The sequence below is a fragment of the Rhizobium sp. Root274 genome (assembly GCF_001429245.1).
Classification (GTDB): Bacteria; Pseudomonadota; Alphaproteobacteria; order Rhizobiales; family Rhizobiaceae; genus Allorhizobium.
Genome location: NZ_LMJE01000007.1, coordinates 595,407 through 617,509, shown reverse-complemented (window position 1 = coordinate 617,509; position 22,103 = coordinate 595,407). Strand labels below are relative to the sequence as shown.

The window sequence follows — 22,103 nt, the reverse complement described above, 5'->3', positions numbered from 1 at the left end:
CTCAGAGGCGCCGGACGGCGAGAACCCGTGCCGGATCGAAGGCCTTGATTGAGACGGCATCGTCCTGATTGCCGCCGATCAGCAGCCAGTTGTCGCCGTCATAACCGACGAAGAAGCCGACATGGCCCTTCCAGCTGCTGATCGATTCTCGCCAGAGCACGACGACGTTCCCCTTCTGCGGTGGGCCGAGAACCGGGCGGCCCCATGTGGTCCAGGAGCGGGCATTGCTCTTGCCGGATCCCTGCTGGCCGAGTTCGGCAAAGCAGAAATTCGCGAAGTAGGAGCACCAGGAGACTTCGCTGTCGTCGAGGTCGGCGCTGCTGCCGTCCATGCTGCGATAGTATAGCGAGATCCGCGGATTGCTGGCGGGCCCCGGCACCTCCCGCACCTGCAGCGCCAGTTCTCGATAGGCGATGTCGATGGCCTGCTGTCCCTGGACGGGAAGATTGGCGGTGTGGCCGGCGATGCTTCTCATATAGTTCAGCCAGACATAGCCGTCCGCCTTGCCATCGCCTTCGAGATCGACCTTCAGCCAGTCGCCGCTGCGCTGCAGGCCGTAGACCCGCATTCCGGGGCTGAGGCTGCGGATGACCGGATAGTCCAGCGACGGCCCGCCGCGCAGGTTAAGACTGCTGCGACTGGCGACTTCGTAGAGCGTTCGTCCGGCATCGACATCCATCAGCTGGACCCGTCGTTCGGGTTCAACTTCGGACAAGGTGAACTGTCCGAAATCGGGCTGGCCGGGCCGGGTGATGTTGCTGTCGCAGTCCAGACCGTCGATCTTCAGGTCGATGGCATCCTGGTAGAGGTCATAGGAACCGGCACGCAGCGCATCGCGGCTGCCGGACCAGCCGAGCGCGCGGGCGAGCCAGACATAGTCGACCAACCCGGCTTTCTTCAATCGCGCACCGACCGTGCCGGAGCCATAGACACCGATCTTGTATCCTGCCGCTCTGAAAGCCCTGGCGACATGTTCGAAGTAGCTCTCGATCACTCCAAGCTCATCGGCGCGATAGAAGTCGTGGTCGACCGAGACATAGATCGCGCTTTCCTTCGGCTGGCCGACGGCGGCTGCGCATTCCAGCGCCCGCTTTGCATCATCCTCGGCATTGTCGTTGAGGAAATCCGAAAGCTGCCGGTGGTTCTGCTGGAAGACAACCGCCATGGTCATGCCGGCATCCGAAATCGCCTCGGCTTCTGCTCGCGTCAGGCATTTGTCGGGAAAGGTCTGGCTGTTTTTGCGATTGTAGTAGCGGATCACGCAGCGCGTTCCGCCGATCGCCAGGGCTTTTGCCCTGGTCTTCACACTATAGGGTGTATCGATAATCACGCGCGTCATTGCGTCATCCCCCGCGAAGTCATTCCGCGGGAAGATGGTAGCGCATCGGTAATGCACGTCAATAGTGTTTGACCCGGTCTTCTGCTCGCCAAGGTTGCTTTTGGTTGCGGCTGCCCAGACTACTTTGCGATTAGCTGTCTTCAGAACGGGCTTTCCGCAATAATGCCGCGATCCACATCCGCAAGCTGGCGCTTGCCGCATAGTGCCATGGTCACGTCCATCTCCTTGGCAATGATCTCCAGCGCCTTGGTGACGCCCTGCTGCCCCATGGCGCCAAGGCCATAGAGGAAGGGGCGGCCGATATAGGTGCCCTTGGCGCCCAAAGCCACGGCCTTCAGCACATCCTGGCCCGAGCGAATGCCGCCATCCAGATGCACTTCGATCTTGTCGCCAACGGCGTCGACAATCTTCGGCAGCATGGCGATGGAGGAATGGGCGCCGTCCAGCTGGCGACCGCCATGGTTGGAGACGATGATCGCGTCAGCGCCGGTTTCGGCTGCCATCCTGGCGTCCTCGGTGTCGAGAATACCCTTGATGATCAGCTTGCCGCCCCACTGCTTCTTGATCCATTCGACATCGGCCCAGGAGAGCTTCGGATCGAATTGTTCCGCCGTCCAGGAATGCAGCGAGGAGAGGTCGGTGACGTTCTTGGCGTGGCCATGGATGTTGCGGAAGGTGCGGCGGCTGGTCTGCAGCATGTTCCAGCACCAGCGCGGACGGATCGCCATCTGGTAGAGGTGTTTCGGCGTCAGCTTCGGCGGGGCGGCGAGGCTGTTGCGGATATCCTTGTGGCGCTGACCGAGCAGCTGCAGATCGGCGGTCAGCACCAGCGCCGAGCAGCCGGCAGCGCGAGCGCGCTCGATCAGGTTCACCACGAAATCACGGTCACGCATCACGTAGAGCTGGAACCAGAAGGGGCGCTTGGTGACGGACGCGACGTCCTCGATCGAGCAGATGCTCATGGTCGACAGCGTGAAGGGAACGCCGAATTCTTCCGCAGCCTTCGCCGCCAGCATTTCGCCATCGGCATGCTGCATGCCGGTCAAGCCCGTCGGCGACAGCGCCACCGGCATCTTCACCTTCTCGCCGATCATCGTCGTTTCCAGCGTCCGACCGCTCATGTCGACGAGCACGCGCTGGCGCAGCTTGATCCTCGAAAAATCGCTCTCGTTCGCCCTGTAGGTGCTCTCGGTATAGGAGCCGCTATCGGCATAATCGAAGAAGAGCTTTGGCACGCGCTTGCGGGCGAGCTTCTTCAAATCTGAAATTTCGAGGATCGGTGCCATGGTCTGGTTCTCCGGAAAGGTCTTGAGAACCGCAATATCACGGCAGCGGGCCGGCTGTGAACCATTGAGGGCGCGAGAGGTAAAATAAATTTACCTGTCCTTTATCGTCAAAAATGCTCGCCGGATCTGAACGGTCCGACCCGCATGCCGGCGGCCACGAGATAGGCTGTCGACCAGCCGATTAGCAGGAAGCCGTTCACGCCTTCCAGTGCGGCCAGCATGCGCCATTCCGGATGGGGGATGACGTCGCCATAGCCGACGGTCGAGAAAGTGATGGTGGCAAAATAGAGGGCCGTTTCGAAATCGTCGAGAAAGCCGATCACCAGGTAGCAGGACGCCCAAAGCCAGACCTCGGCCGTGAGGACGGCGAAGACGCCCAGGACCACCGTATTCATGGCCAGCATGCGGCTGCGATGGCCATGCAGGCGAATGCGATCGGTGACCCAACCCATGACATGGGTCACGCCCATCAGACCGAAGGTGTGGATCACCACGGTCAGCGAAATCATCAGGGTGCCGAGCGCGAGGTTTGTGATCATCGATGGGTGGTCTCCCGACCGGGTGAATGCTTATGGCCGCAATTCCTTGCGGAGCACGAATTTCAGTCCCGACCAGATCTCGTCGATGGCGCAGACCTTCACGTCGACGAGGCCGGTTGGCAGGAAGACTTGCCGCAAGACATCCTCGGTGATCGTCGTTGGCACTTTCGACGCTTTCTTGGGCCAGGAAATCCACAATACGCCGGTCGGTTTCAGCAAGGCCTTCAGATGTGACGCGTGATCCTCCAGCGCTGCCCGGGAGGTCTCAAAGAGGTGGATGTAATCGAGATCGGTGCCCTTGGCCGAGGCCAGATCGGCGCAAGACCGCGAAGCCGGCAGGCCATCCATCAGAGCGGTGAGGTTTTGTGGAAGGCCGATGAACAGAGCAGCGAATTCCGGCTTCAGTCCGAGCTTTTTCGGAAGAGGGGTGCCGGAATAGCCGCTTTCGCTCATCTCACCCTTACGCCTCCGCCCTCGGTTTCGATGCCTTGCCGGCGACATAGGTTTCGACCACCGAACGGTCGTCTCCCAGCGTCTGCAGGAGGAAGAGTTCTTCGCCGAGCGAGGTCACCGTTTCCATCCTCAGCCGCATGGCGGGGGTGGCTGCTGCGTTCAGCACCACGATATCGGCGTCCGTGCCTTCGTCCAGCGTGCCGATGCGGTCGGCGAGATCGAGCGCCACGGCATTGCCCAGCGTCATGTGGTAGAAGCTTTCGAGCGGATTTAGGCGTTCACCGAGCAATTGCTGGATCTTGTAGGCCTCGTCCATGGTCTTGAACATGGAATAGCTGGAGCCGCCGCCGATATCGGTGGCGACCGCGACGGTTACGGGCTTTTCACGGCGCTGAATTGCCTTCAGCGGGAACAGGCCGGAGCCGAGGAAGAGGTTCGACGTCGGGCAGTGCACAGCGACGGTGCCACTTTCCGCCATGGCATCAGCTTCTCGATCCGAGAGGTGGATCGCATGGCCGAAGAGCGCCTTCTTCCGCAGCAGGCCGTAGCGGGCATAGATGTCGGTATAGTCAGTGGCATCAGGATAGAGTTCGCAGGTGTAGCGGATCTCGTCGTGGTTCTCCGACAGGTGTGTCTGGATGTGCAGATCGGGGAATTCTTCGGCCAGCTTCTGCGTCATCGCCATCTGCTCAGGCGTCGAGGTGATGGCAAAGCGCGGGGTGATGGCGACGTGGTTGCGGCCCTTGCCGTGCCACTCATCGATCACGGCGCGGGTCTCGTCATAACCGAGTTGCGGCGTATCCAGGAGGCCCTGCGGGGCATTGCGGTCCATCATCACCTTGCCGCCGATCATCAGCGTGCCGCGCTTCAGGCTCTCGGCGAAGAAGGCATCGGCAGAGGCCTTGTGTACGGAGCAATAGGCAACCGCCGTGGTCGTGCCCTGGCGCAGGAATTCGTCGAAGAACTGCGTGGCGATCCGCTCGGCATGGGCGCTTTCAACGAAGCGGCATTCTTCGGGGAAAGTGTAAGTGTTGAGCCATTCCAGCAGGTTGGCGGCGTAGGAAGCGATCACCTGCATCTGCGGGAAATGCACGTGGCAGTCTATCAGACCGGGCAGGATCAGATGCGGGCGGTGATCGATCTCGGCTGTATCAGCACCGGCCTTGGGCTTCACCTCCGCGTAGGCGCCGACAGCGGCGATCTTGCCATCGCGGAGCAGCAGCGCGCCATCCTCTTCATAGAGATAGCTTTCCCGGTCAGCGGCATGCTCTGGAGCACGACGGAACGAAAGGAGGCGGCCGCGCATCAGGGTCTCAGTTGTCATCACTTGCCTTCGACCGTCGTCTCGTACCACGCGACGAGCAGCTTGCGCTCTTCGGGGGAGATTTCGGTGATGTTTCCGGGCGGCATGGCATGGCTGCGGCCGGCCTGGATGTAGATTTCATGGGCATGGGCGGCGATTTCGCCGTCCGTCTCGAACTTCACGTTCTTCGGTGCGCGCGCAATGCCTTCCCAGACGGGCTCGGCCGCGTGGCACATCGAACAGCGTCCCTGTACGACATCGCGCACGGCTTCGAAATGGCCGTTGTCGACAAAAGTCTGTTGCCGGGGCGAGAGGCTTGCCTGTTCTCCGTTGCCAGTCAGGACCTTCGGCACGGTCGAGAGCCACATGATGACGATGAAGATCACGACCGTTACCAGCCAGGTCCAGGTCGGCTTGCCCTTCCTCGCATGCGTCGTGTTGAACCAGTGGCGGATCGTGACGCCCATCAGGAAGACCAAAGCTGCAATCACCCAGTTGAACTGGGTGGCAAAGGCCAGCGGATAGTGGTTCGACAGCATGAAGAAGATGACGGGCAGCGTGAGGTAATTGTTGTGCAACGAGCGCTGCTTGGCGATGACGCCGTATTTCGGGTCGGGCGTGCGCCCCGCAATCAGGTCGGCGACGACGATCTTCTGGTTCGGGATGATGATGAAGAAGACGTTTGCCGACATGATCGTGGCGGTGAAGGCACCGAGATGCAGGAAGGCGGCGCGGCCGGTAAAGATCTGCGTATAGCCCCAGGCCATGGCGATCAGCACGATGTAGAGCAGCGCCATCAAGCCCCAGGTGTTGCGGCCGAGTGGTGACTTGCACAGGAGGTCGTAGAGGATCCAGCCCACAGCGAGGGAGGCGAGCGACAGACAGATCGCCTGCCAGGGGGGAAGGTCCAGAACGCTGCGGTCGATCAGGAAGAGATCGGCGCCGCCATAATAGACGACCGCCAGCATGGCAAAGCCTGAGAGCCAGGTGGCGTAGCTTTCCCATTTGAACCAGGTCAGGTGCTCCGGCATCGACGCGGGCGCCACCAGATATTTCTGGATATGATAGAAGCCGCCGCCATGGACCTGCCATTCCTCGCCATAGGCGCCGACGGGAAGCCCCGGGCGCTTCACCAGCCCGAGATCGAGCGCGATAAAATAGAAGGACGAGCCGATCCAGGCGATGGCCGTGATCACATGCAGCCACCGGACGGCGAAGGACAGCCATTCCCAGGCGATCGCGTATTCATACATCGGCTAAGTCCTTCTCGTTCCCCGTTTTGCCTGACATTGCGAAAAATTCCTCGGGAAGGGAAGGGGAAAGGACGCAGTGCAGCAAAAGCTGCACGGGAAGTTTTTGGTGTTCGGCCTCGACACGGATTTTGACTAGCGCCTCGGCAGCGCCCGGCGGATGCGCCTCAGCTCTTCGCGCCTGCCGGCATTGCCTCGAAGCTCGGCAGAGTGCTGCGCAGGAATTCGCGGAAAGCCCGGATCTTGCCGGCATTGCGCCGTGCTTCCGGATAAACCAGCCAATAATGCGATCCATCTTCGCAGGTGAGTTCGAATGGCTGGATCAGTGCGCCCGAGGCGATCTCTTCCGGATAGAATTCTGGTCGCAGGATGGCGATGCCATGGCCTGCGACAGCGGCGGCCGCTTCGAAGGACTGAGCGCCGAGCCGGGTGCGCTGGTGCGTGTCGAGTTCGACATCCGGATAGCCGGCCGCCGTGAACCAGATGCGCCACCAGGGATCGGACGGGTCGATGATGCGCAGCTTCAAAAGGTCGAGCGGTTCGCGGACCCCGCCGATGCTGTCGGCGAGCTTCGGGCTCAGCATCGGCGTGAAATGGTTGTGCATGACGAAATGCGCCCGCAGCCCCGGCCAGCTGCCCTTGCCGCTGCGGATGGCAAGATCAGCCTCCGTCCGGCTGAAATCGATCACCTCCTGCGAGGTCTCGAGCCGGACGGCAATGCCAGGATTATTCAGCTGGAATAGACCGAGGTGGCGGGCCAGCCATTGCGAGGCGAAGGTGGCCGTGGCGTGGATGATCAGCGTGCCGTCGGCCGTATTGCGCAGATCGGCCAGCGCCTCGCGCAGCAGTTCGAAACCTTCGGTGACCTTCGGCAAGAGCCGCTCTCCGGCCTCGCTCAGCGAAATGCGTCGCGGCTTGCGCAGGAAAAGCGCCTCGCCGACATGCGCCTCCAAAAGTTTGATCTGATAGCTTACCGCCGTCTGGCTCATGCCCAGTTCTTCGCCGGCGCGGGTGAAACTCTCAAGTCGCGCAACGGCTTCGAAGACGCGCAAGGCGTTGAGGGGAAGCTGTTTCGACAGTTTCATGGATAAGGCCTCTTTATGCACGGGCAGCGTAATTGAATTGGATTGCCGCCGCAACTGCAGGCACAAGAAGAGCATCAGAAACACGAAGATTGAAACCGCGTGGAGGCAGACATGGTGTCCGCGATCCGTAGAATCTTGCCATTCGACAGGCTGGTGTCGATCCTGTGGTCCGGAGTGACCCAGTCGCATCGACGCCAGCAGTTGCCCCATATCGATGACATTCCCGAGGATCTCCTGAAGGATATCGGCATCGAGAAACCGACATCTTCGTCCGATCCGCGCAGCGATCTCTGGCGGTATCGCCGGGGTTTGACGGACTATCTCCGTCCCGGTCCGTTCTGAAAAAGGAGTTTGGGATCAGTCGATTGCCGACATGTGCTGGCAATGTGATTCCAGCGCTTGAGAGACTGATTCAGCTCTGGGAGCCGAGCAGCACGCCAAGCAATTCCGCCGCGACCATGGCCGCAATCACCGCCGGGCGCTTGTCCTTCACCGCATTGCCGCCGATCGGCAGCGTCAGGCGCTCCATCGCCGACCGCTGGGTGCCCTCGCGATCGAGGAAGGAGGCGAAGGTGGCGCGCTTAGTCTTCGAGCCGATCATGCCGACATAGGCGAGGTCGGTTCGGGCAAGCGCTTCCCTTCCGATCAGGAAATCCAATGCATGGTCATGGGTCAAGATGACGACGGCGCCGCCGGGCCTGACCTTCGCCACCTCGGCCTCCGGCATCGCGACGCGGCGAAAGGTGATGCCGGCGGGCACGTCGCCGTCGATCTCCGTGCGCGTGTCGATCAGGCTGACCTTCAAGGGAAGGGGTGCCAACGCCTGGGCGAGCGCCAGGCCGACATGGCCGGCGCCGAAGACCATGACGTCGGGGAATGCCGCGCGTTCGCTTGCCAGGCGCTGCGTGAGTTCGACAGTGATGGCCTGGTCGACGACGCGGAACGACAGGATCGTGCGACCACCGCAGCACTGGCCGATCTCGGGGCCGAGCGGCACGTCGAGCGTCTCCGACACCGTTTCGCCAGCCAACTGCTTGCGGGCGTGTTCGATCGCCATGAATTCCAGATGGCCGCCACCGACCGTGCCCCAGATCGCTTCAGCCGCCACCAGCATCAATGTGCCGGCCTCGCGCGGGGTCGATCCCCTGGTCTCGGCGACTTCGACGAGAACGGCGTTGGGGTGGGTTTTGAGGAAGGCGGGGAGGGTGGTCAGGCTCATGATGCGGCAATTCTAGCATTCTCAAGGGGCAACTGGACAGCGCGGCTTTCAGTTTATCCGACAAAGGTTTCACAGCGCCTGTAACATGCCCGACGTGTTAAGGTTTCGCCTCGAAGACACAGGGGTTTACATGACCAGAACGCAGGGCCTGATCATCTGGTTGCTCGTCGCCTGCTTTGCCGTGGCGCTGTTCCTCGTCAATCCGCTCGCCGATATCGCCGCCCGGTTCAGCCGCGATGTCACGCTTGGCAGCGGCGCGCTTTACACGACATTGCGTGTGGCCAATTCCGTGATGAGCGTGGCGCGGGATGCCGATATTTCCGGTGGCGTCGGTGTGGCCTCGGTCACCGCCAGTCCCGGACAATTGCTGCAGCCGGTCATCAACACCATCGAGCGGCTGGTCGATCTTCTCTTCGGGCTCGCCATCGTCTCCGGCATCCTGTCGCTCATACTGGTGCCGGTCGCCAAAGTTGCTTCCGTGGCTCTCGGGGCCTGTGCGCTGTTTTGCGCCGGGCTCACACTCACGACACGTCAGTTGCCCTCGGTTATGGACCGTCTGGCGAAGGCCGTGCTCGTTCTCGGCGTGCTCGGGGCTGTTCTGCTGCCGGCATCCTACACCATCGCCTTTTACGCGGGTGACGCGATCACGGATCGTGCCTGGACAAACGCGACGGAGGTCTTCGACCGCATGCGCGGGCAGCAGGATCTGGCCGGTGCCGACGTGGACGTGGTGCCGCCTGTGGAAACCCTGTCTCCCACTGATCGTATCCCGCCGGCGGAGGATGGCATGTTCGATCGCCTCGGCTCCGCCTTTACAGGCACCCTGCAGGCCGCGTCTGACATGGCGGAAACCGCAGCCGCAAATGCGCAGGTGATCCAGGATGGCGTGGCAATCTCGGCCGATCTGTTCACCGCCTCGATCGGGATCGCGACGGCCTATCTCGTCAAGCTGCTGGTCCTGCCGGTGTTGATCCTCGCAGCCTTCCTCTATCTGCTGCGGGCCGCGACGCGTTGATCCATCACGCCCGCTTCAACCTCTCCACCGCCATCAGCACACGCTCCGGCGTCGCCGGAGCGTCGAGCCTCGGGCAGACGCGGTAATCCGCCACCGAAGCCACCGCCATCGACAGCGCCTCCAGCACCGAGATCGCCAGCATGAAGGGCGGTTCGCCGACGGCCTTGGAGCGGCCGATGGTGGGCTCTGCGTTTTCCGACCAAGGCACCAGCCGCGTGTTGAAGATTTTTGGCCGATCCGAGGCGAGCGGGATCTTGTAGGTCGATGGCGCGTGTGTGCGCAGGCGCCCCTTGCCGTCCCACCAGAGTTCTTCCGTCGTCAGCCAGCCCATGCCCTGGACGAAGCCGCCTTCGATCTGGCCGATGTCGATCACCGGGTTTAGCGACTTGCCCACATCATGCAGGATGTCGGTGCGCTCCATCAGGTATTCGCCGGTCAGCGTGTCGATCGAGACCTCGGTGCAGGCGGCGCCATAGGCGTAGTAATAGAAGGGCGTGCCGCGGCCGGCGGCGCGATCCCAGTGAATTTTCGGGGTCTTGTAGAATCCGGCGGCAGAGAGCTGGACGCGGGCGAGATAGGCCTGTTTGGTGAACTCACCGAAGGCAAAGATCTCACCGCCGACGCGCACCCGGTTGGGCAGGAACTCGACCTCGGAGGCCGGCACGCCGTATTTTTCGGCGGCAAAAGCGACCAGGCGCTCCTTGATCTGGCGGGCGGCGTCGTATGCCGCCATGCCGTTGAGATCGGAGCCGGAGGAGGCGGCGGTCGCCGAGGTGTTGGGCACCTTCGCGGTGGTCGTGGCGGTGATCTTTACCGTGTCGACATCCACCTGGAAACAGTCTGCAACGACTTGGGCGACCTTGGTGTAGAGGCCCTGGCCCATTTCGGTGCCGCCATGGTTCAGATGGATCGAGCCGTCCTGGTAGATATGCACCAGCGCGCCCGCCTGGTTATAGGCGGTCATGGTGAAGGAGATGCCGAACTTGACCGGTGTGAGGGCGATGCCCTTCTTGATCACCGGGCTCGTCTTGTTGAAGTCGATGATCGCCTGACGGCGGGCCTGGTAGTCGCAGGAGGTTTCGAGCTCCTCGACAACCTTCAGAATGATGTTGTCTTCCACCAGCTGGTGATAGGGGGTCACGTCTCGCCCCGAACCCTTTTCGCCGTAGAAATTGGCCTTTCGAACCTCAAGCGGGTCCTTGCCCAGTGCATAGGCAATTTCTTCGATTACCCGTTCGCCACCCAACATACCCTGAGGGCCGCCAAAACCGCGATAGGCGGTGTTGGAGACGGTGTGGGTCTTTAGGGGTAGCGAGGTCAGCTTCACATGCGGATAGAAATAGCTCGAATCAGCATGGAAGAGGGCGCGGTCGGTGACCGGGCCGGAGAGATCCGAGGAATAGCCGCAACGGGCGGCGAAGTTGGCTTCGATGGCGTGGATCTTTCCGTCATCGTCGAAGGCGACGTCGAAATCCATCTTGAAGTCGTGGCGCTTGCCGGTGACGCCCATGTCCTCGTCGCGGTCGGGGCGGAATTTCACCGCACGCTTCAGCTTCTTGGCGGCGAGCGCGGCGAGCGCTGCAAACTGGTTGCCTTGCGTCTCCTTGCCGCCGAAGCCGCCGCCCATGCGCCGCGTGTTGACGGTCACGGCATTCGAGGGAATGTCGAGCACATGGCCGACGATGTGCTGGATTTCCGACGGGTGCTGGGTGGACGACCAGACGGTCACGTCGTCGTCCTCGCCGGGAATGGCGAGCGCGATATGGCTTTCGAGGTAAAAATGCTCCTGGCCGCCGATGCGCATCGAGCTCTTGATGCGATGCTTGGCCTTGTCGAGCTCGGTTTCCGGCGTGCCGCGCTTCAGCGTCATGCCCGGCGTGACGAGTGGGCTGCCATTCTCCAGCGCGCCGTCGATGTCGGTCCAGAAGGGCAGGTCGCGGTATTCGACCTTGGCAAGCCGCGCCGCCTTGCGGGCCGCATCGCGGGTCTCGGCGATGACGGCGAAGATGGTCTGGCCGTGGAATTCGATTTTGTCGGTCGCGATCAGCGGCTCGTCGTGGCGGCCGCCGGAGGAGACATCGTTGACACCGGTGATGTCGGCGGCGGTGAGGACATCGATCACCCCCGGATAGGCCTTCACCGCCGAGAGATCGATCGACAGGATGTCCGCATGGGCGCGATCCGCCATGCCGAGTGCGCCGTGGAGGAGCCCTGCGGGTTCGGGAATATCGTCGATATATTCGGCACTTCCGGCGACATGCTTGTGCGCTGAATCATGCCGTAGCGACTGGTGCATCGGCCCCTTGATGTATTTCGTTGTCTCGTAGGTCGCCTTATCCATGATCACGCCTCCTCCGTCGCGAAGCGCTGCAGTTCCTGCGGCGTGCCCGACACTTCGAGGAAGAACCGCGTCAGCAGGTTCTTCGCCGTCAGCTGGCGATATTCAGCCGTGGCGCGCCAGTCGGTCAGCGGCTTGTAGTCGAGGTCGAAGGCGTCGCGGGCGGCTTCGACCGTTGCTTGGGTGAACGGCTTGCCGTAGAGCGCTGCCTCAACGGATCGAGCGCGTCTCGGGGTCGCGGCCATGCCGCCAAAGGCGATGCGGATATGGGTGACGATGCCAGCCGCATCCTTCTCCAGATGGAAGGCACCGCAGAGCGCGGAGATGTCTTCGTCGCGGCGCTTGGTGATCTTGTAGACGGCGACGTGACTGTCTGCTTTCGGGCGCGGCACAAACATGCTTTCGACGAATTCGCCGGGTTGGCGGTCCTGCTTGCCGTAGTCGATGAAATAGTCCTCGAGCGGCATCGTGCGGCTGCCCTTGGCCGAGCGCAACGTCACGGTGGCGGAGAGCGCGATCAGGGCCGGCGGTGAATCGCCGATCGGCGATCCGTTGGCGATATTGCCGCCGATCGTGCCCATGTTGCGGACCTGCTGGCCGCCGATGCGGGTGATCAGGCGACCGAAGGCAGGGATTTCCTGGCGCAGGACCTCGAAGGCGCTGGTGTAGCTGACGCCAGCGCCGAGCGTGATGCCATCGAGCGTGACCTCGATCTTCTGCAGGTCTTGCAGATGGTTGATGAACACCACGGGGTCCAGCACGCGCATCTGCTTCGTCACCCACAGTCCGACATCCGTTGCGCCGGCCACGACGGTTGCCTTGGAATGGGCGGACAGTGTTTCAGCCAGCGCTTCGACGCTGCCGGGGACGACTAGCCGGCGGCCATCGGGCCCGGCAAGCGCGATGGTCTCGCGGGTGGAAAGCTCTTCCAGACGCGCAATGATATTGGTCCGTTCGCGTTCCAGCGGGTCGAATAGCGCCGACGGCCTGACATGGCCCACCTGTTCGGCGGCCTTGACGATCGGCTCATAACCCGTGCAGCGACAGAGGTTGCCCTGCAGAGCGCGTTCGATCTCCGCGCGGCCGGGGTTCTCCGAGGCCATCCACAGGCCGTAGAGCGACATGACGAAGCCCGGGGTGCAGAAGCCGCATTGCGAGCCGTGACAGTCGACCATGGCCTGCTGCACGGGATGCAGCGTGCCGTCCTTGGCCGCCAAGTGCTCGACGGTCACGACATGGGTGGCATTGAGCGAGCCGACGAAGCGGATGCAGGCATTGACCGTCTCATACTTCAGCGCGCCGTCGACAAGCCGCCCGACCAGCACGGTGCAGGCGCCGCAGTCGCCCTCGGCGCAACCTTCCTTCGAACCCGTCAGCCGGCGCTTCAGGCGCAGGAAGTCGAGCAGCGTCTCGGTCGGGTCGAGGCTTGAAAGGGCGACGTCTTCGCCGTTCAGGATGAAACGAATGCTGTCTGCCATCTATAAATCGTGTCCCTCGGTGTCCGACTGCCGGACGCGGCTGCGTCGCCCATATTAGCGATGGTGGGCGGCGCAGCTCAATCTTTCAAGTTTATTGTGCTGTCCAGCCGCCATCAATGGAGATCGAGGTGCCGGTCACCTGGGCTGCAGCATCGCTTGCCAGGTAGATGGCCAGTGCTGCCACCTGGTCGATGCCGACAAATTCCTTGGTCGCCTGCAGATGTAGCATGACGTCGTTCTTCACCTGATCCTCGGAAATGCCGCGTGCCTTGGCGGTGTCGGGGATCTGCTTTTCGACCAGAGGTGTCAGCACATAACCGGGGCAGATCGCGTTGACGGTAATACCGTCGCGGGCTGTCTCCAGAGCCACCGTCTTGGTGAGGCCCAGCACGCCGTGTTTGGCCGTCACATAAGCCGACTTGAAGGGCGAGGCGACGAGGCCGTGGGCCGAGGCGATGTTGATGATGCGGCCCTTCTTCTTGGCTTTCATGCCCGGGATGGCCGCGCGAATCGTGTGGAAGGCGCTCGACATGTTGATCGCGATGATCAGGTCCCATTTCTCGATCGGGAATTCCTCGACCGGGGCGACATGCTGGATGCCGGCATTGTTGACGAGCACATCGATGCCGCCGAACGTTTTTTCGGCGGTGGCGATCAGGTCGGCAATCTCGGCCGGCTTCGACATGTCGGCGGCGTGGTAGAGCGCCTTGCCGCCGGACGTCTCAAGCGATTGGCGGATCTTTTCGATTTCGGCTGCATCGCCAAAGCCATTGATCACGACATTGGCGCCTTCCGCCGCGAAAGCCTTGGCAATGCCAAGGCCGATGCCGCTGGTGGAGCCGGTGACGACAACTGTTCTTTTCATCAGACTAATTCCTGTTTGACGCATGCCGGTGAAGCCCGGCCTTGATGTGTCCCGCCGGCCCGAGCCTAGTCCCAAAGGAAGTTCTTGTGCAACGGGCGTTTTACTGCGGTGCAATAAAGGCCGGGCAGAGGGCTGGTTGCGGAGAGGCGGGAGCAGAGCCAGGCGTGACACACTGTTCGATGGAGGGGACTTTGCCACCACAGGCTTAATCGCTATGTCAGACAAAACAGCTTACCAGCGGAGTTATGCCATGGAACTCGGTCTCTACACCTTCGCCGATGTCGATCCGAATGCGGCCAACAAGGGGGCGGAGGCCAAACGCCGCGTCGACGAGTTGCTGGCCGAGATCAAGCTTGCGGATGACGTTGGCCTCGATGTCTTCGGTCTCGGCGAACATCACCGCCCGGACTATATGGCATCGTCCCCCGCGACGATCCTTGCGGCCGCCGCCGTTCAGACGAAGAATATCCGGCTGACCAGCGCCGTGTCCGTCCTCTCCTCGGATGATCCGGTTCGCGTCTTCCAGCAATATGCGACGGTCGACTTGCTCTCCAGCGGCCGCACCGAGCTGATGGTCGGGCGCGGCTCGTTCATCGAGAGCTTCCCACTCTTCGGCTACGACCTTGAAGACTACGACCTACTGTTTGCGGAGAAGCTGCAGCTCCTGATGGAGATCCGCGAGAACGAAGTGGTGACCTGGGAAGGCCAGACCCGCAAGCCTATCCAGGCACGGGGCGTCTATCCGCGTCCGCTGCAGGATCTGCTGCCGCTGTGGATCGCGATCGGCGGCACGCCGCAATCGGCGGCGCGGGCCGGTTATCTCGGCCTGCCGCTGGCGCTCGCCATCATCGGCGGCGAGCCGCATCGCTTTGCGCCCTTCTTCGATCTCTACCGCCAGAGCGCTGAAAAGGCCGGCGTCGATCCGTCGCTTTTGAAAACATCGATCAACGTGCATGGCTTCATTCATGACACGGTGCAGTCGGCTGCCGACATTTTCTATGGACCGCAGGCGGTGGTGATGGACCGGATCGGTCGCGAGCGCGGTTGGGGGCCGACCAACCGGGCGCAATTCGATGCGTCACGCGGGCCGCGCGGTGCGCTCTTCGTCGGTGATCCGGAAACGGTCGCGGAAAAGATCGTTGCGATGCATGGCATCTTCAAGAACGACCGCTTCCTGCTGCAGATGGCGATTGGCCCCATGCCGCATCAGGAAATCATGCGCGGCATCGAACTCTTCGGAACAAAAGTCGCGCCGCTGGTTCGGAAGGCGTTGACGGAAAAGGCATCTGCCGCCTAAGGCAGCGGCCAGCCCGCCGAAGAAGCATTTGAAGGACCGCCATGATTGTCGAAACCGAAGAGGACCTTGTCCGTCTCAAGGACATCGGGCGGATTTGCGCCGCTGCCATCAAGGTGATGGCAGCAGCACTTGAGCCGGGGATCACGACCCGCGAGCTCGACCAGATCGGCCGCAAGCTCCTCGAAGACAATGGCGCGCAATCGGCGCCGGAACTCTGCTACCAGTTTCCCGGCGCCACCTGCATCTCGGTCAATGAGGAGATTGCCCATGGCATTCCCGGCGACCGGGTGATCAAGGCGGGCGACCTCGTCAACATCGATGTGTCGGCGGAAAAGCTCGGCTATTTCGGCGATACCGGCCAGTCCTTCATCGTGCCGCCGGGAACGGCCAAGCAGGAACGGCTGCTGCGTGACGGCAAGCGGGCGCTCTGGGTAGGCCTCAATCAGGTGAAGACTGGCCGTCCAATGGCCGATATCGGCAATTCCATCGGCGCCTTTGCCCGCAAGAACCGCTATACGCTGATCACCAATCTTGCGAGCCATGGGGTCGGCCGTTCGCTGCATGAAGAGCCGAAAGAATTGTCGACCTGGCCGGATCCGGACGAAACCCGGATTATGGAGGAAGGGCTGGTGTTCACTGTCGAGCCGTTCCTCTCGCTCGGCGGCCACTGGGCCGAGGACGGCGACAAGGACGCCTGGACGCTCTACAGCGATCCGCCGGCGCCGACCGTTCAGTTCGAACACACGATCGTGGTGACGAAGAATGGACCGCTGGTGCTGACGCTCGCCGACTAAGGCGAGCGTAACAGCGTCTCGTCAGACGCCTTATTCGGACTTCGAAAAGGCGACAGCGACGCCCTTTTTCTTGAAATAGGACTGCATGATCTTGCGGCCCTGGCGGTTCGACTGGGCGAGCTTCGACGGCTCGAACACGGCTTCCTTGACACCTTCGCGTCCCATCGCCGCTTTGAGCGCTGCAATGTGAAGATCGATTTCTTCATTGTCGTTGTTGATCGAGGTGTAGATGTTGTCGATGGCCTGCTGCAGGCTGAGGTCGCTCATGGGGCACTCCTGGAAAAAGCTTTGGGACTTCCCTAGCGATTTTTGGGGCTGAGGCAAGCGGACTTGGGTGGGGCGGTATGCCCTCGGCTTCTGCCAGCCGCTTGCAACCGGTGGCCAACAGCCCGTCTATTCTTGCGAACCTGTAATTATTGCGGGGGTAATTCCGCCACAATTTGGCAGTGGCATTGCTGCTGCGGCGCCAGTGCCCTAGGTTCCGTGTCGATTTGCAGGACTTCTCCCACACGAAGGTTCCCCCCGTGTTTCATTCCTTCTTCCCCCGGCCTAAGCTGTTCTTCACATCTGCGGTCATCTTCACCTTCGTCTGCGTTCTCGCCTGGTATTTTGGTGTCCAGGAGTTTGGGAACAGCCTGGGCTATGTGCATCCGGAGACGGAGCCGTTCGATCTCAGCTTCTTCGCCCTTCCGTCGAACCTGTTCTTCTACGCCTATTTCCTTCTCTGCATGATCGCCTTTGGTGGGGTCTGGACGATCCTGGCCAAGGATCATCCCTGGAAGATCTGGTCGATCTGGGGATCGCTGTTCATTATTGCGGCGGTTTATTTCGGCGTGCAGGTCTCGGTCGTCATCAACAATTTCCGCCGTCCGTTCGGCGATCTCTTGCAGAATGCGCTGTCGAAGCAGCCAGGCATCACCGTCTGGGATTTCTACAGCCTGCAGATCGTGTTCGCGAAGATCGTCTTCGTCAGCATGGCGATCTCGATCGTGACCGACTTCTTCACCAGCCATTACATCTTCCGCTGGCGCACGGCGATGAACGACTTCTACATGTCGAAGTGGGAGAAGGTCCGTCATATCGAAGGCGCTTCACAGCGTGTGCAGGAAGACACGATGCGGTTCTCCTCGACGCTTGAGGGTCTTGGCATTTCGCTGATTAATGCCGTGATGACGCTGATTGTCTTCCTGCCAATCCTGTTTTCGCTGTCGGGTTATGTCAGCGAGCTTCCGATCATCGGCGAGGTGCCGCATGCGCTTTTCTGGCTGGCGATCTTCTGGTCGGCCTTCGGGACAGTGCTGCTCGCCGTTGCCGGTATCAAGCTGCCGGGGCTTAATTTCCGCAACCAGCGCGTCGAAGCGGCCTATCGCAAGGAACTGGTCTATGGTGAGGATCATGCGGATCGCGCGCAACCCGCGACGGTGAAGGAGCTCTACAACAACGTCCGGGTCAATTATTTCACGCTCTACTTCCACTACCTCTATTTCAACGTCGCCCGCTATTTCTACATGCAGGCCGATGCGATCTTCCTGCTGATCGTGCTGGTGCCGACGATCGTTGCTGGCAAGATCACCTATGGTATCTATCAGCAGATCGCGACCGCCTTCGGACAGGTGTCGAATTCGTTCCAGTATCTGGTCAATTCCTGGACGACCATCATCGAGCTTCTGTCGATCCACAAGCGCCTCAAGGCGTTTGAGGCCGCGATCGACAACGAGCCTCTGCCGGAAATCGATCAGCGCTATCTGGAGCGGGAGGCTGTCGCTGGCGAGGTCGCTGCGGACAAGCCAACCTGACGGACTGAAGACCGCATAAAACACCAAGGCCGCGCCTGGGAAACCCAGCGCGACCTTTTGCTTTAATGCTTAAGGAACCATCACATATCGCCGGTGCCTGCAGCCTGGCCGCCCTTGGTGCCCAGCATCTCCAGCGCCTCGGAATAGGTGACGCAGGCGACATCCGGCTTGGTGCAGACCTCCGCCACCAGCCGCTCCATCGCCGCCCAATAGGCGCCGCCGTTCATGGTGACGAAGTGGAGGCCGATCTGCAGGGGCATGCGGTTCCCATTATACTGGGTCTCGAAGGCGGTCTTGAACGCCTTGTAGCTGCGCTCGGCGAATTCGTCGCCCTTCGACGGGTGGTCGATGCCGCCGGAATGGCGGATGAAGAGGTTGTAGTCCATGGCGATGATGCGGCGGTTCTCAGGCCCTTCCGGAATCAGCGGCAGGCCGAAACGGATCAGACCATTCTCTTTGCGCGGTGGCGCCGGGTCGTGGGTGACGAGGCTCGCATCGTAGCGATAGCCATGCTGGCGTTCGGCCTCGTAAAGGCTGTCGGGAGCGGAGAGATAGGGCGCGCGAAAACCGGTGATGCCGGATGTGACGAAGTCGGCCCAGCCTTCCGGCTCGCGATCAGCCAGCCCATTGTCCTTCCAGGCGCCGGCCAGCACCCGGTCAAAGCTCTCGAACTCGGTCAGCCATTGATCCTTGGTCCAGTCCTTACCATCGAAATGCCCGCAGGTGTGGCTGGCGATCTCATGACCTTCCTCGTGTGCGCTCCAGATGTTGTCGAGCCGGGTCGAAACCTCGTCCACCGTCTGGGCAAAGCCGATATTGGAGCGGCCGGCCTTGATGCCCGGTGCCTTGTAATCGCCTGCCCGCTCGCGCGGGATCAGCGTGGCGCAGGAGAGGAAATAGGTGAAGTGAGCATTGGCGCGCTTGGCGATGTCCCGGCTGCGTTTCCAGAGCTTGTTGTCGTGGGCGCCGTCGAAGGAGATCATCAGGATCTGTTTCGGTCTCGCTTCGCCCGCACCTTTTGCCGCAGGCGCCGGGTCTCCGGCAACCGCCGTCGTGGCGGTCAGGGCAAGGGAAATGGCCATCAAGGAACGAAACATCAGCAAATACCCGGACATCAACAAGGGGTGCTGGGTGTCATCCAAATGCGGCGAAGCTTTGAACAGGCTGGATATTCGAGCGGCGGACCAGTAAGGCTTTTGACAACACGACCTGAAAGGTTTTCTCCATGGCGCTTCTCATTCTCGGCATCATCCTGTTTCTGGCCACCCATCTGATCCGCGTCGTCGCGCCGGGCTTTCGCCTGTCGATGATTGAGCGCTTCGGCGAAACCGGCTGGCGCGTGATCAATTCCGTCCTCAGCCTCGTGTCGCTGGTGGTGTTGATCTGGGGTTATGCCACGGCGCGCGTGATTAATGTCTGGTTCCCGCCCATGGGCATGAACCACCTGACCATTACGCTGATGTTGATTGCCATGATCTGTCTGGTTGCCGGTTTCCTGCCGGCCGGGCATATCGCGACGAAGACGAAGCATCCGATCGTGCTGTCGATCAAGATCTGGGCCGCCGCCCACCTGCTCGCCAATGGCGACCTGGCCTCGATCCTGATGTTCGGTGCGCTGCTCGCCTGGGGCGTCGTGCTGCGCATCAACTACAAGCGCCGTCAGCGGGCCGGCGATCTCGTGCGGCGAACCTTCGTTTCGGCACGCTTTGATGCCATCGCCGTGGTCTTAGGTGTCGTCGTCTGGGCGCTGATTACCTTTAAGCTGCACGAAGTCTTGATCGGTGTGGCACCGCTGCCGATGTGAGGCCGCAGGCTTTTCGCGGTTTTCCCCTTACAAGCGGACAAAAATCGGCTAGAAGGCCGCTCACGCATGAGATTGCATGGAAAGGCCGGCGCTGCCGGGGGTATGAATGGTTGACCAGAACGACAGCTTTATCCGCGAAGTCAACGAAGAGCTTCGCTCCGATCAGGTGCGCAACGCCTGGAAGCGCTATAGCCGCATCATTATCGGCGTTGCGGTCCTGATCGTCGTCGGCACGGCCGGCCACAGGCTGTGGGATCACTGGAACTCCACCCAGGCCTCGGGCGCCGGCGACCAGTTCCTTGCCGCGCTCAAGCTCGCCGACGAAGGCAAGCGCGACGAGGCGGAAGCCGCCCTTCAGGCACTCGAGAAAGACGGCTACGGCGCTTACGGCGTGCTCGCTCGCTTCCGCGGCGCTTCGGTTCTGGCCGAAAAGGGTGATCCGGCGGGCGCAATCGCTGCCTTCAAGACCATTGGCGACGACAATGACGTGCCGGAAGCGGTTCGCAATGCAGCGCGCGTCCGTGCTGCCTGGCTGATGGTTGATACCGGCACCTATGAGCAGGTCTCGGCGGAAGTCGAAGCCATGGCGACGCCGTCCAATGCCATGCGCCACGCTGCTCGCGAAGCCCTTGGTCTCGCCGCCTACAAGGCCGGCGACATGGTGCGCGCCCGCGAATGGTTCGAGCAGATCACCGAAGACGCGGAAACCCCGCGCAACACGTCTGCCCGCGCCCAGATGATGCTCGACAACATCAAGGCGTCCGGCAAGGCGCCGTAACAACAAGGCCCTGAAGGGTCGGAAAGCTAGCGTTCCATGAGTTTCACCGTTGCCATCGTCGGTCGTCCGAATGTCGGCAAGTCCACGCTTTTCAACCGTCTGGTCGGAAAGAAGCTGGCGCTTGTCGACGACACACCGGGTGTGACCCGCGACCGCCGCCCGGGTGATGCCAAGCTCGTGGATCTGCGCTTCACCATCATCGATACCGCCGGTCTCGAAGAGGCCGGTGCGGACACGTTGGAAGGCCGCATGCGCGCGCAGACGGAAGCGGCGATCGACGAGGCGGATCTCTCGCTCTTCGTCGTCGACGCCAAGTTCGGCCTGACCCCGCTCGACAAGACGCTGGCCGAAATGCTGCGCCGTCGCGGCAAGCCGGTCGTGCTGGTTGCCAACAAGTCGGAAGCCAAGGGGTCTGACGGCGGGTTCTATGACGCCTATACACTCGGTCTCGGCGAGCCGGTGCCGATCTCGGCCGAACATGGGCAGGGGATGATCGACCTGCGCGATGCGATCGTCGAGGCGATCGGCGAAGAGCGCGCCTTTCCCGAGCCGGAAGATGTGGCTGAAACCGATATCGTGCTTCACCCGGGTGACGAAGAGGGTGAAGACGAGGAGTTCGAGCCGGAATATGACGACACGAAGCCGCTGCGCGTGGCAATCGTCGGTCGCCCGAATGCCGGCAAGTCGACGCTGATCAATCGCTTCCTCGGCGAAGACCGTCTGCTGACCGGGCCGGAAGCCGGCATCACCCGCGATTCGATTTCGGTCGAATGGGACTGGCGCGGCCGCACCATCAAGATGTTCGACACGGCCGGTATGCGCCGCAAGGCGCGCGTGCAGGAGAAGCTGGAAAAGCTGTCGGTCGCCGACACGCTGCGCGCGATCCGCTTTGCCGAAACGGTCGTCATCGTCTTCGATGCGACGATCCCCTTCGAAAAGCAGGACCTGCAGATCGTCGATCTCTGCCTGCGCGAAGGCCGTGCTGCCGTTCTCGCCTTCAACAAGTGGGATCTGGTCGAGGACCAGCAGGCGGTGCTGGCCGATCTGCGCGAAAAGACCGAGCGGCTGCTGCCGCAGGCGCGTGGCATTCGCGCCGTGCCGATGTCGGGCCAGACCGGCTATGGGCTGGAAAAGCTCATGCAGAACATCATCGACACCGACAAGGTGTGGAACAAGCGCATCTCGACTGCCAAACTCAATCGCTGGCTCGATGCCGTGCAGACGCAGCATCCGCCACCGGCCGTCTCCGGTCGCCGCCTGAAGCTGAAATACATGACGCAGGTCAAGGCCCGCCCGCCGGCCTTCATGATTTCCTGCACGCGACCCGACGCCCTTCCGGAAAGCTATATTCGCTATCTGACCAATGGTCTGCGCGCCGATTTCCAGATGCCGGGCGTGCCGATCCGTATCCATTTCAAGGCAGGCGAGAACCCGTTCGAAGGGCGCAAGCGCCGACGCTGAGGC

General features: G+C 61.7%; 21 protein-coding genes. 8 read left to right on the top strand and 13 right to left on the bottom strand.

Going from position 1 to position 22,103, the window contains the following annotated elements; translation table 11 throughout:
• Position 1: 1 nt before the first annotated feature.
• The 7 genes from ASE36_RS22205 to ASE36_RS11885 form a co-directional block, all read right to left on the bottom strand.
• On the bottom strand, positions 2-1,339 hold the full coding sequence (locus ASE36_RS22205; protein WP_162244215.1) for a TIGR02594 family protein: 1,338 nt from the start codon (positions 1,337-1,339) through the stop codon (positions 2-4).
• A gap of 140 nt (positions 1,340-1,479) precedes the next feature.
• Complete coding sequence (locus ASE36_RS11910; RefSeq protein ID WP_062279569.1) at positions 1,480-2,625, bottom strand: alpha-hydroxy acid oxidase; 1,146 nt, start codon at positions 2,623-2,625, stop codon at positions 1,480-1,482.
• Positions 2,626-2,732: 107 nt separating this feature from the next.
• Complete coding sequence (locus ASE36_RS11905) at positions 2,733-3,164, bottom strand: potassium channel family protein (RefSeq protein ID WP_062279567.1); 432 nt, start codon at positions 3,162-3,164, stop codon at positions 2,733-2,735.
• 30 nt (positions 3,165-3,194) lie between these two features.
• Positions 3,195-3,617, bottom strand: coding sequence for a hypothetical protein (locus ASE36_RS11900; protein ID WP_062279565.1), 423 nt, complete (start codon positions 3,615-3,617; stop codon positions 3,195-3,197).
• Between the two features lie 7 nt (positions 3,618-3,624).
• On the bottom strand, positions 3,625-4,941 hold the full coding sequence (gene guaD, locus ASE36_RS11895; protein WP_062279562.1) for a guanine deaminase: 1,317 nt from the start codon (positions 4,939-4,941) through the stop codon (positions 3,625-3,627).
• Positions 4,941-6,173, bottom strand: coding sequence for a urate hydroxylase PuuD (gene puuD, locus ASE36_RS11890; RefSeq protein WP_062279560.1), 1,233 nt, complete (start codon positions 6,171-6,173; stop codon positions 4,941-4,943). Before puuD ends, guaD begins: the two co-directional genes overlap by 1 nt.
• Before the next feature lie 164 nt (positions 6,174-6,337).
• Complete coding sequence (locus tag ASE36_RS11885; protein ID WP_062279558.1) at positions 6,338-7,255, bottom strand: LysR substrate-binding domain-containing protein; 918 nt, start codon at positions 7,253-7,255, stop codon at positions 6,338-6,340.
• 111 nt (positions 7,256-7,366) lie between these two features.
• On the opposite strand from ASE36_RS11885, the gene ASE36_RS11880 reads away from it, so the two are divergent.
• Positions 7,367-7,597, top strand: coding sequence for a hypothetical protein (locus tag ASE36_RS11880; protein WP_062279556.1), 231 nt, complete (start codon positions 7,367-7,369; stop codon positions 7,595-7,597).
• A 70-nt stretch (positions 7,598-7,667) separates the two neighbouring features.
• On the opposite strand, the gene xdhC is transcribed toward ASE36_RS11880, so the two are convergent.
• Positions 7,668-8,468 (bottom strand): xanthine dehydrogenase accessory protein XdhC, encoded by an 801-nt coding sequence (xdhC, locus tag ASE36_RS11875; protein ID WP_062281272.1) that lies wholly within the window; start codon positions 8,466-8,468, stop codon positions 7,668-7,670.
• 136 nt (positions 8,469-8,604) lie between these two features.
• Here xdhC and ASE36_RS11870 point away from each other — a divergent pair, with 136 nt between their 5' ends.
• On the top strand, positions 8,605-9,489 hold the full coding sequence (locus ASE36_RS11870; RefSeq protein WP_062279554.1) for a hypothetical protein: 885 nt from the start codon (positions 8,605-8,607) through the stop codon (positions 9,487-9,489).
• A 4-nt stretch (positions 9,490-9,493) separates the two neighbouring features.
• Here ASE36_RS11870 and xdhB read toward each other — a convergent pair whose 3' ends face one another.
• The 3 genes from xdhB to ASE36_RS11855 form a co-directional block, all read right to left on the bottom strand.
• Positions 9,494-11,830, bottom strand: a complete 2,337-nt coding sequence (gene xdhB / locus ASE36_RS11865; RefSeq protein WP_062279552.1) for a xanthine dehydrogenase molybdopterin binding subunit — start codon at positions 11,828-11,830, stop codon at positions 9,494-9,496.
• Between the two features lie 2 nt (positions 11,831-11,832).
• Complete coding sequence (xdhA, locus tag ASE36_RS11860) at positions 11,833-13,305, bottom strand: xanthine dehydrogenase small subunit (protein ID WP_062279551.1); 1,473 nt, start codon at positions 13,303-13,305, stop codon at positions 11,833-11,835.
• 91 nt (positions 13,306-13,396) lie between these two features.
• A complete protein-coding gene (locus ASE36_RS11855; protein ID WP_062279549.1) occupies positions 13,397-14,170 on the bottom strand; it encodes a 3-hydroxybutyrate dehydrogenase in 774 nt (257 codons plus the stop codon).
• Between the two features lie 250 nt (positions 14,171-14,420).
• Between ASE36_RS11855 and ASE36_RS11850 the strand changes: the two genes are divergently transcribed.
• A complete protein-coding gene (locus ASE36_RS11850; RefSeq protein WP_062279547.1) occupies positions 14,421-15,467 on the top strand; it encodes an LLM class flavin-dependent oxidoreductase in 1,047 nt (348 codons plus the stop codon).
• A gap of 41 nt (positions 15,468-15,508) precedes the next feature.
• Positions 15,509-16,261, top strand: coding sequence for a type I methionyl aminopeptidase (map, locus tag ASE36_RS11845; protein ID WP_062279545.1), 753 nt, complete (start codon positions 15,509-15,511; stop codon positions 16,259-16,261).
• A gap of 30 nt (positions 16,262-16,291) precedes the next feature.
• Here the strand turns inward: map and ASE36_RS11840 are convergent, their stop codons facing one another.
• Positions 16,292-16,528: a hypothetical protein gene (locus ASE36_RS11840; protein ID WP_062279543.1), complete on the bottom strand. Its 237-nt coding sequence runs from the start codon at positions 16,526-16,528 to the stop codon at positions 16,292-16,294.
• A gap of 257 nt (positions 16,529-16,785) precedes the next feature.
• Here ASE36_RS11840 and sbmA point away from each other — a divergent pair, with 257 nt between their 5' ends.
• Positions 16,786-18,057 (top strand): peptide antibiotic transporter SbmA, encoded by a 1,272-nt coding sequence (sbmA, locus tag ASE36_RS11835; protein ID WP_062279541.1) that lies wholly within the window; start codon positions 16,786-16,788, stop codon positions 18,055-18,057.
• A gap of 80 nt (positions 18,058-18,137) precedes the next feature.
• On the opposite strand, the gene ASE36_RS11830 is transcribed toward sbmA, so the two are convergent.
• Positions 18,138-19,154, bottom strand: a complete 1,017-nt coding sequence (locus tag ASE36_RS11830; RefSeq protein ID WP_062281269.1) for a polysaccharide deacetylase family protein — start codon at positions 19,152-19,154, stop codon at positions 18,138-18,140.
• 128 nt (positions 19,155-19,282) lie between these two features.
• On the opposite strand from ASE36_RS11830, the gene ASE36_RS11825 reads away from it, so the two are divergent.
• The 3 genes from ASE36_RS11825 (at position 19,283) to der (ending at position 22,100) form a co-directional block, all read left to right on the top strand.
• The gene (locus tag ASE36_RS11825; protein WP_062279539.1) at positions 19,283-19,861 is read left to right on the top strand and encodes an NnrU family protein; all 579 of its coding nucleotides are present in this window, start codon (positions 19,283-19,285) and stop codon (positions 19,859-19,861) included.
• Positions 19,862-19,967: 106 nt separating this feature from the next.
• A complete protein-coding gene (locus tag ASE36_RS11820) occupies positions 19,968-20,639 on the top strand; it encodes a tetratricopeptide repeat protein (protein WP_062279537.1) in 672 nt (223 codons plus the stop codon).
• A 36-nt stretch (positions 20,640-20,675) separates the two neighbouring features.
• Positions 20,676-22,100, top strand: a complete 1,425-nt coding sequence (der, locus tag ASE36_RS11815) for a ribosome biogenesis GTPase Der (RefSeq protein WP_062279535.1) — start codon at positions 20,676-20,678, stop codon at positions 22,098-22,100.
• Positions 22,101-22,103: the final 3 nt, after the last annotated feature.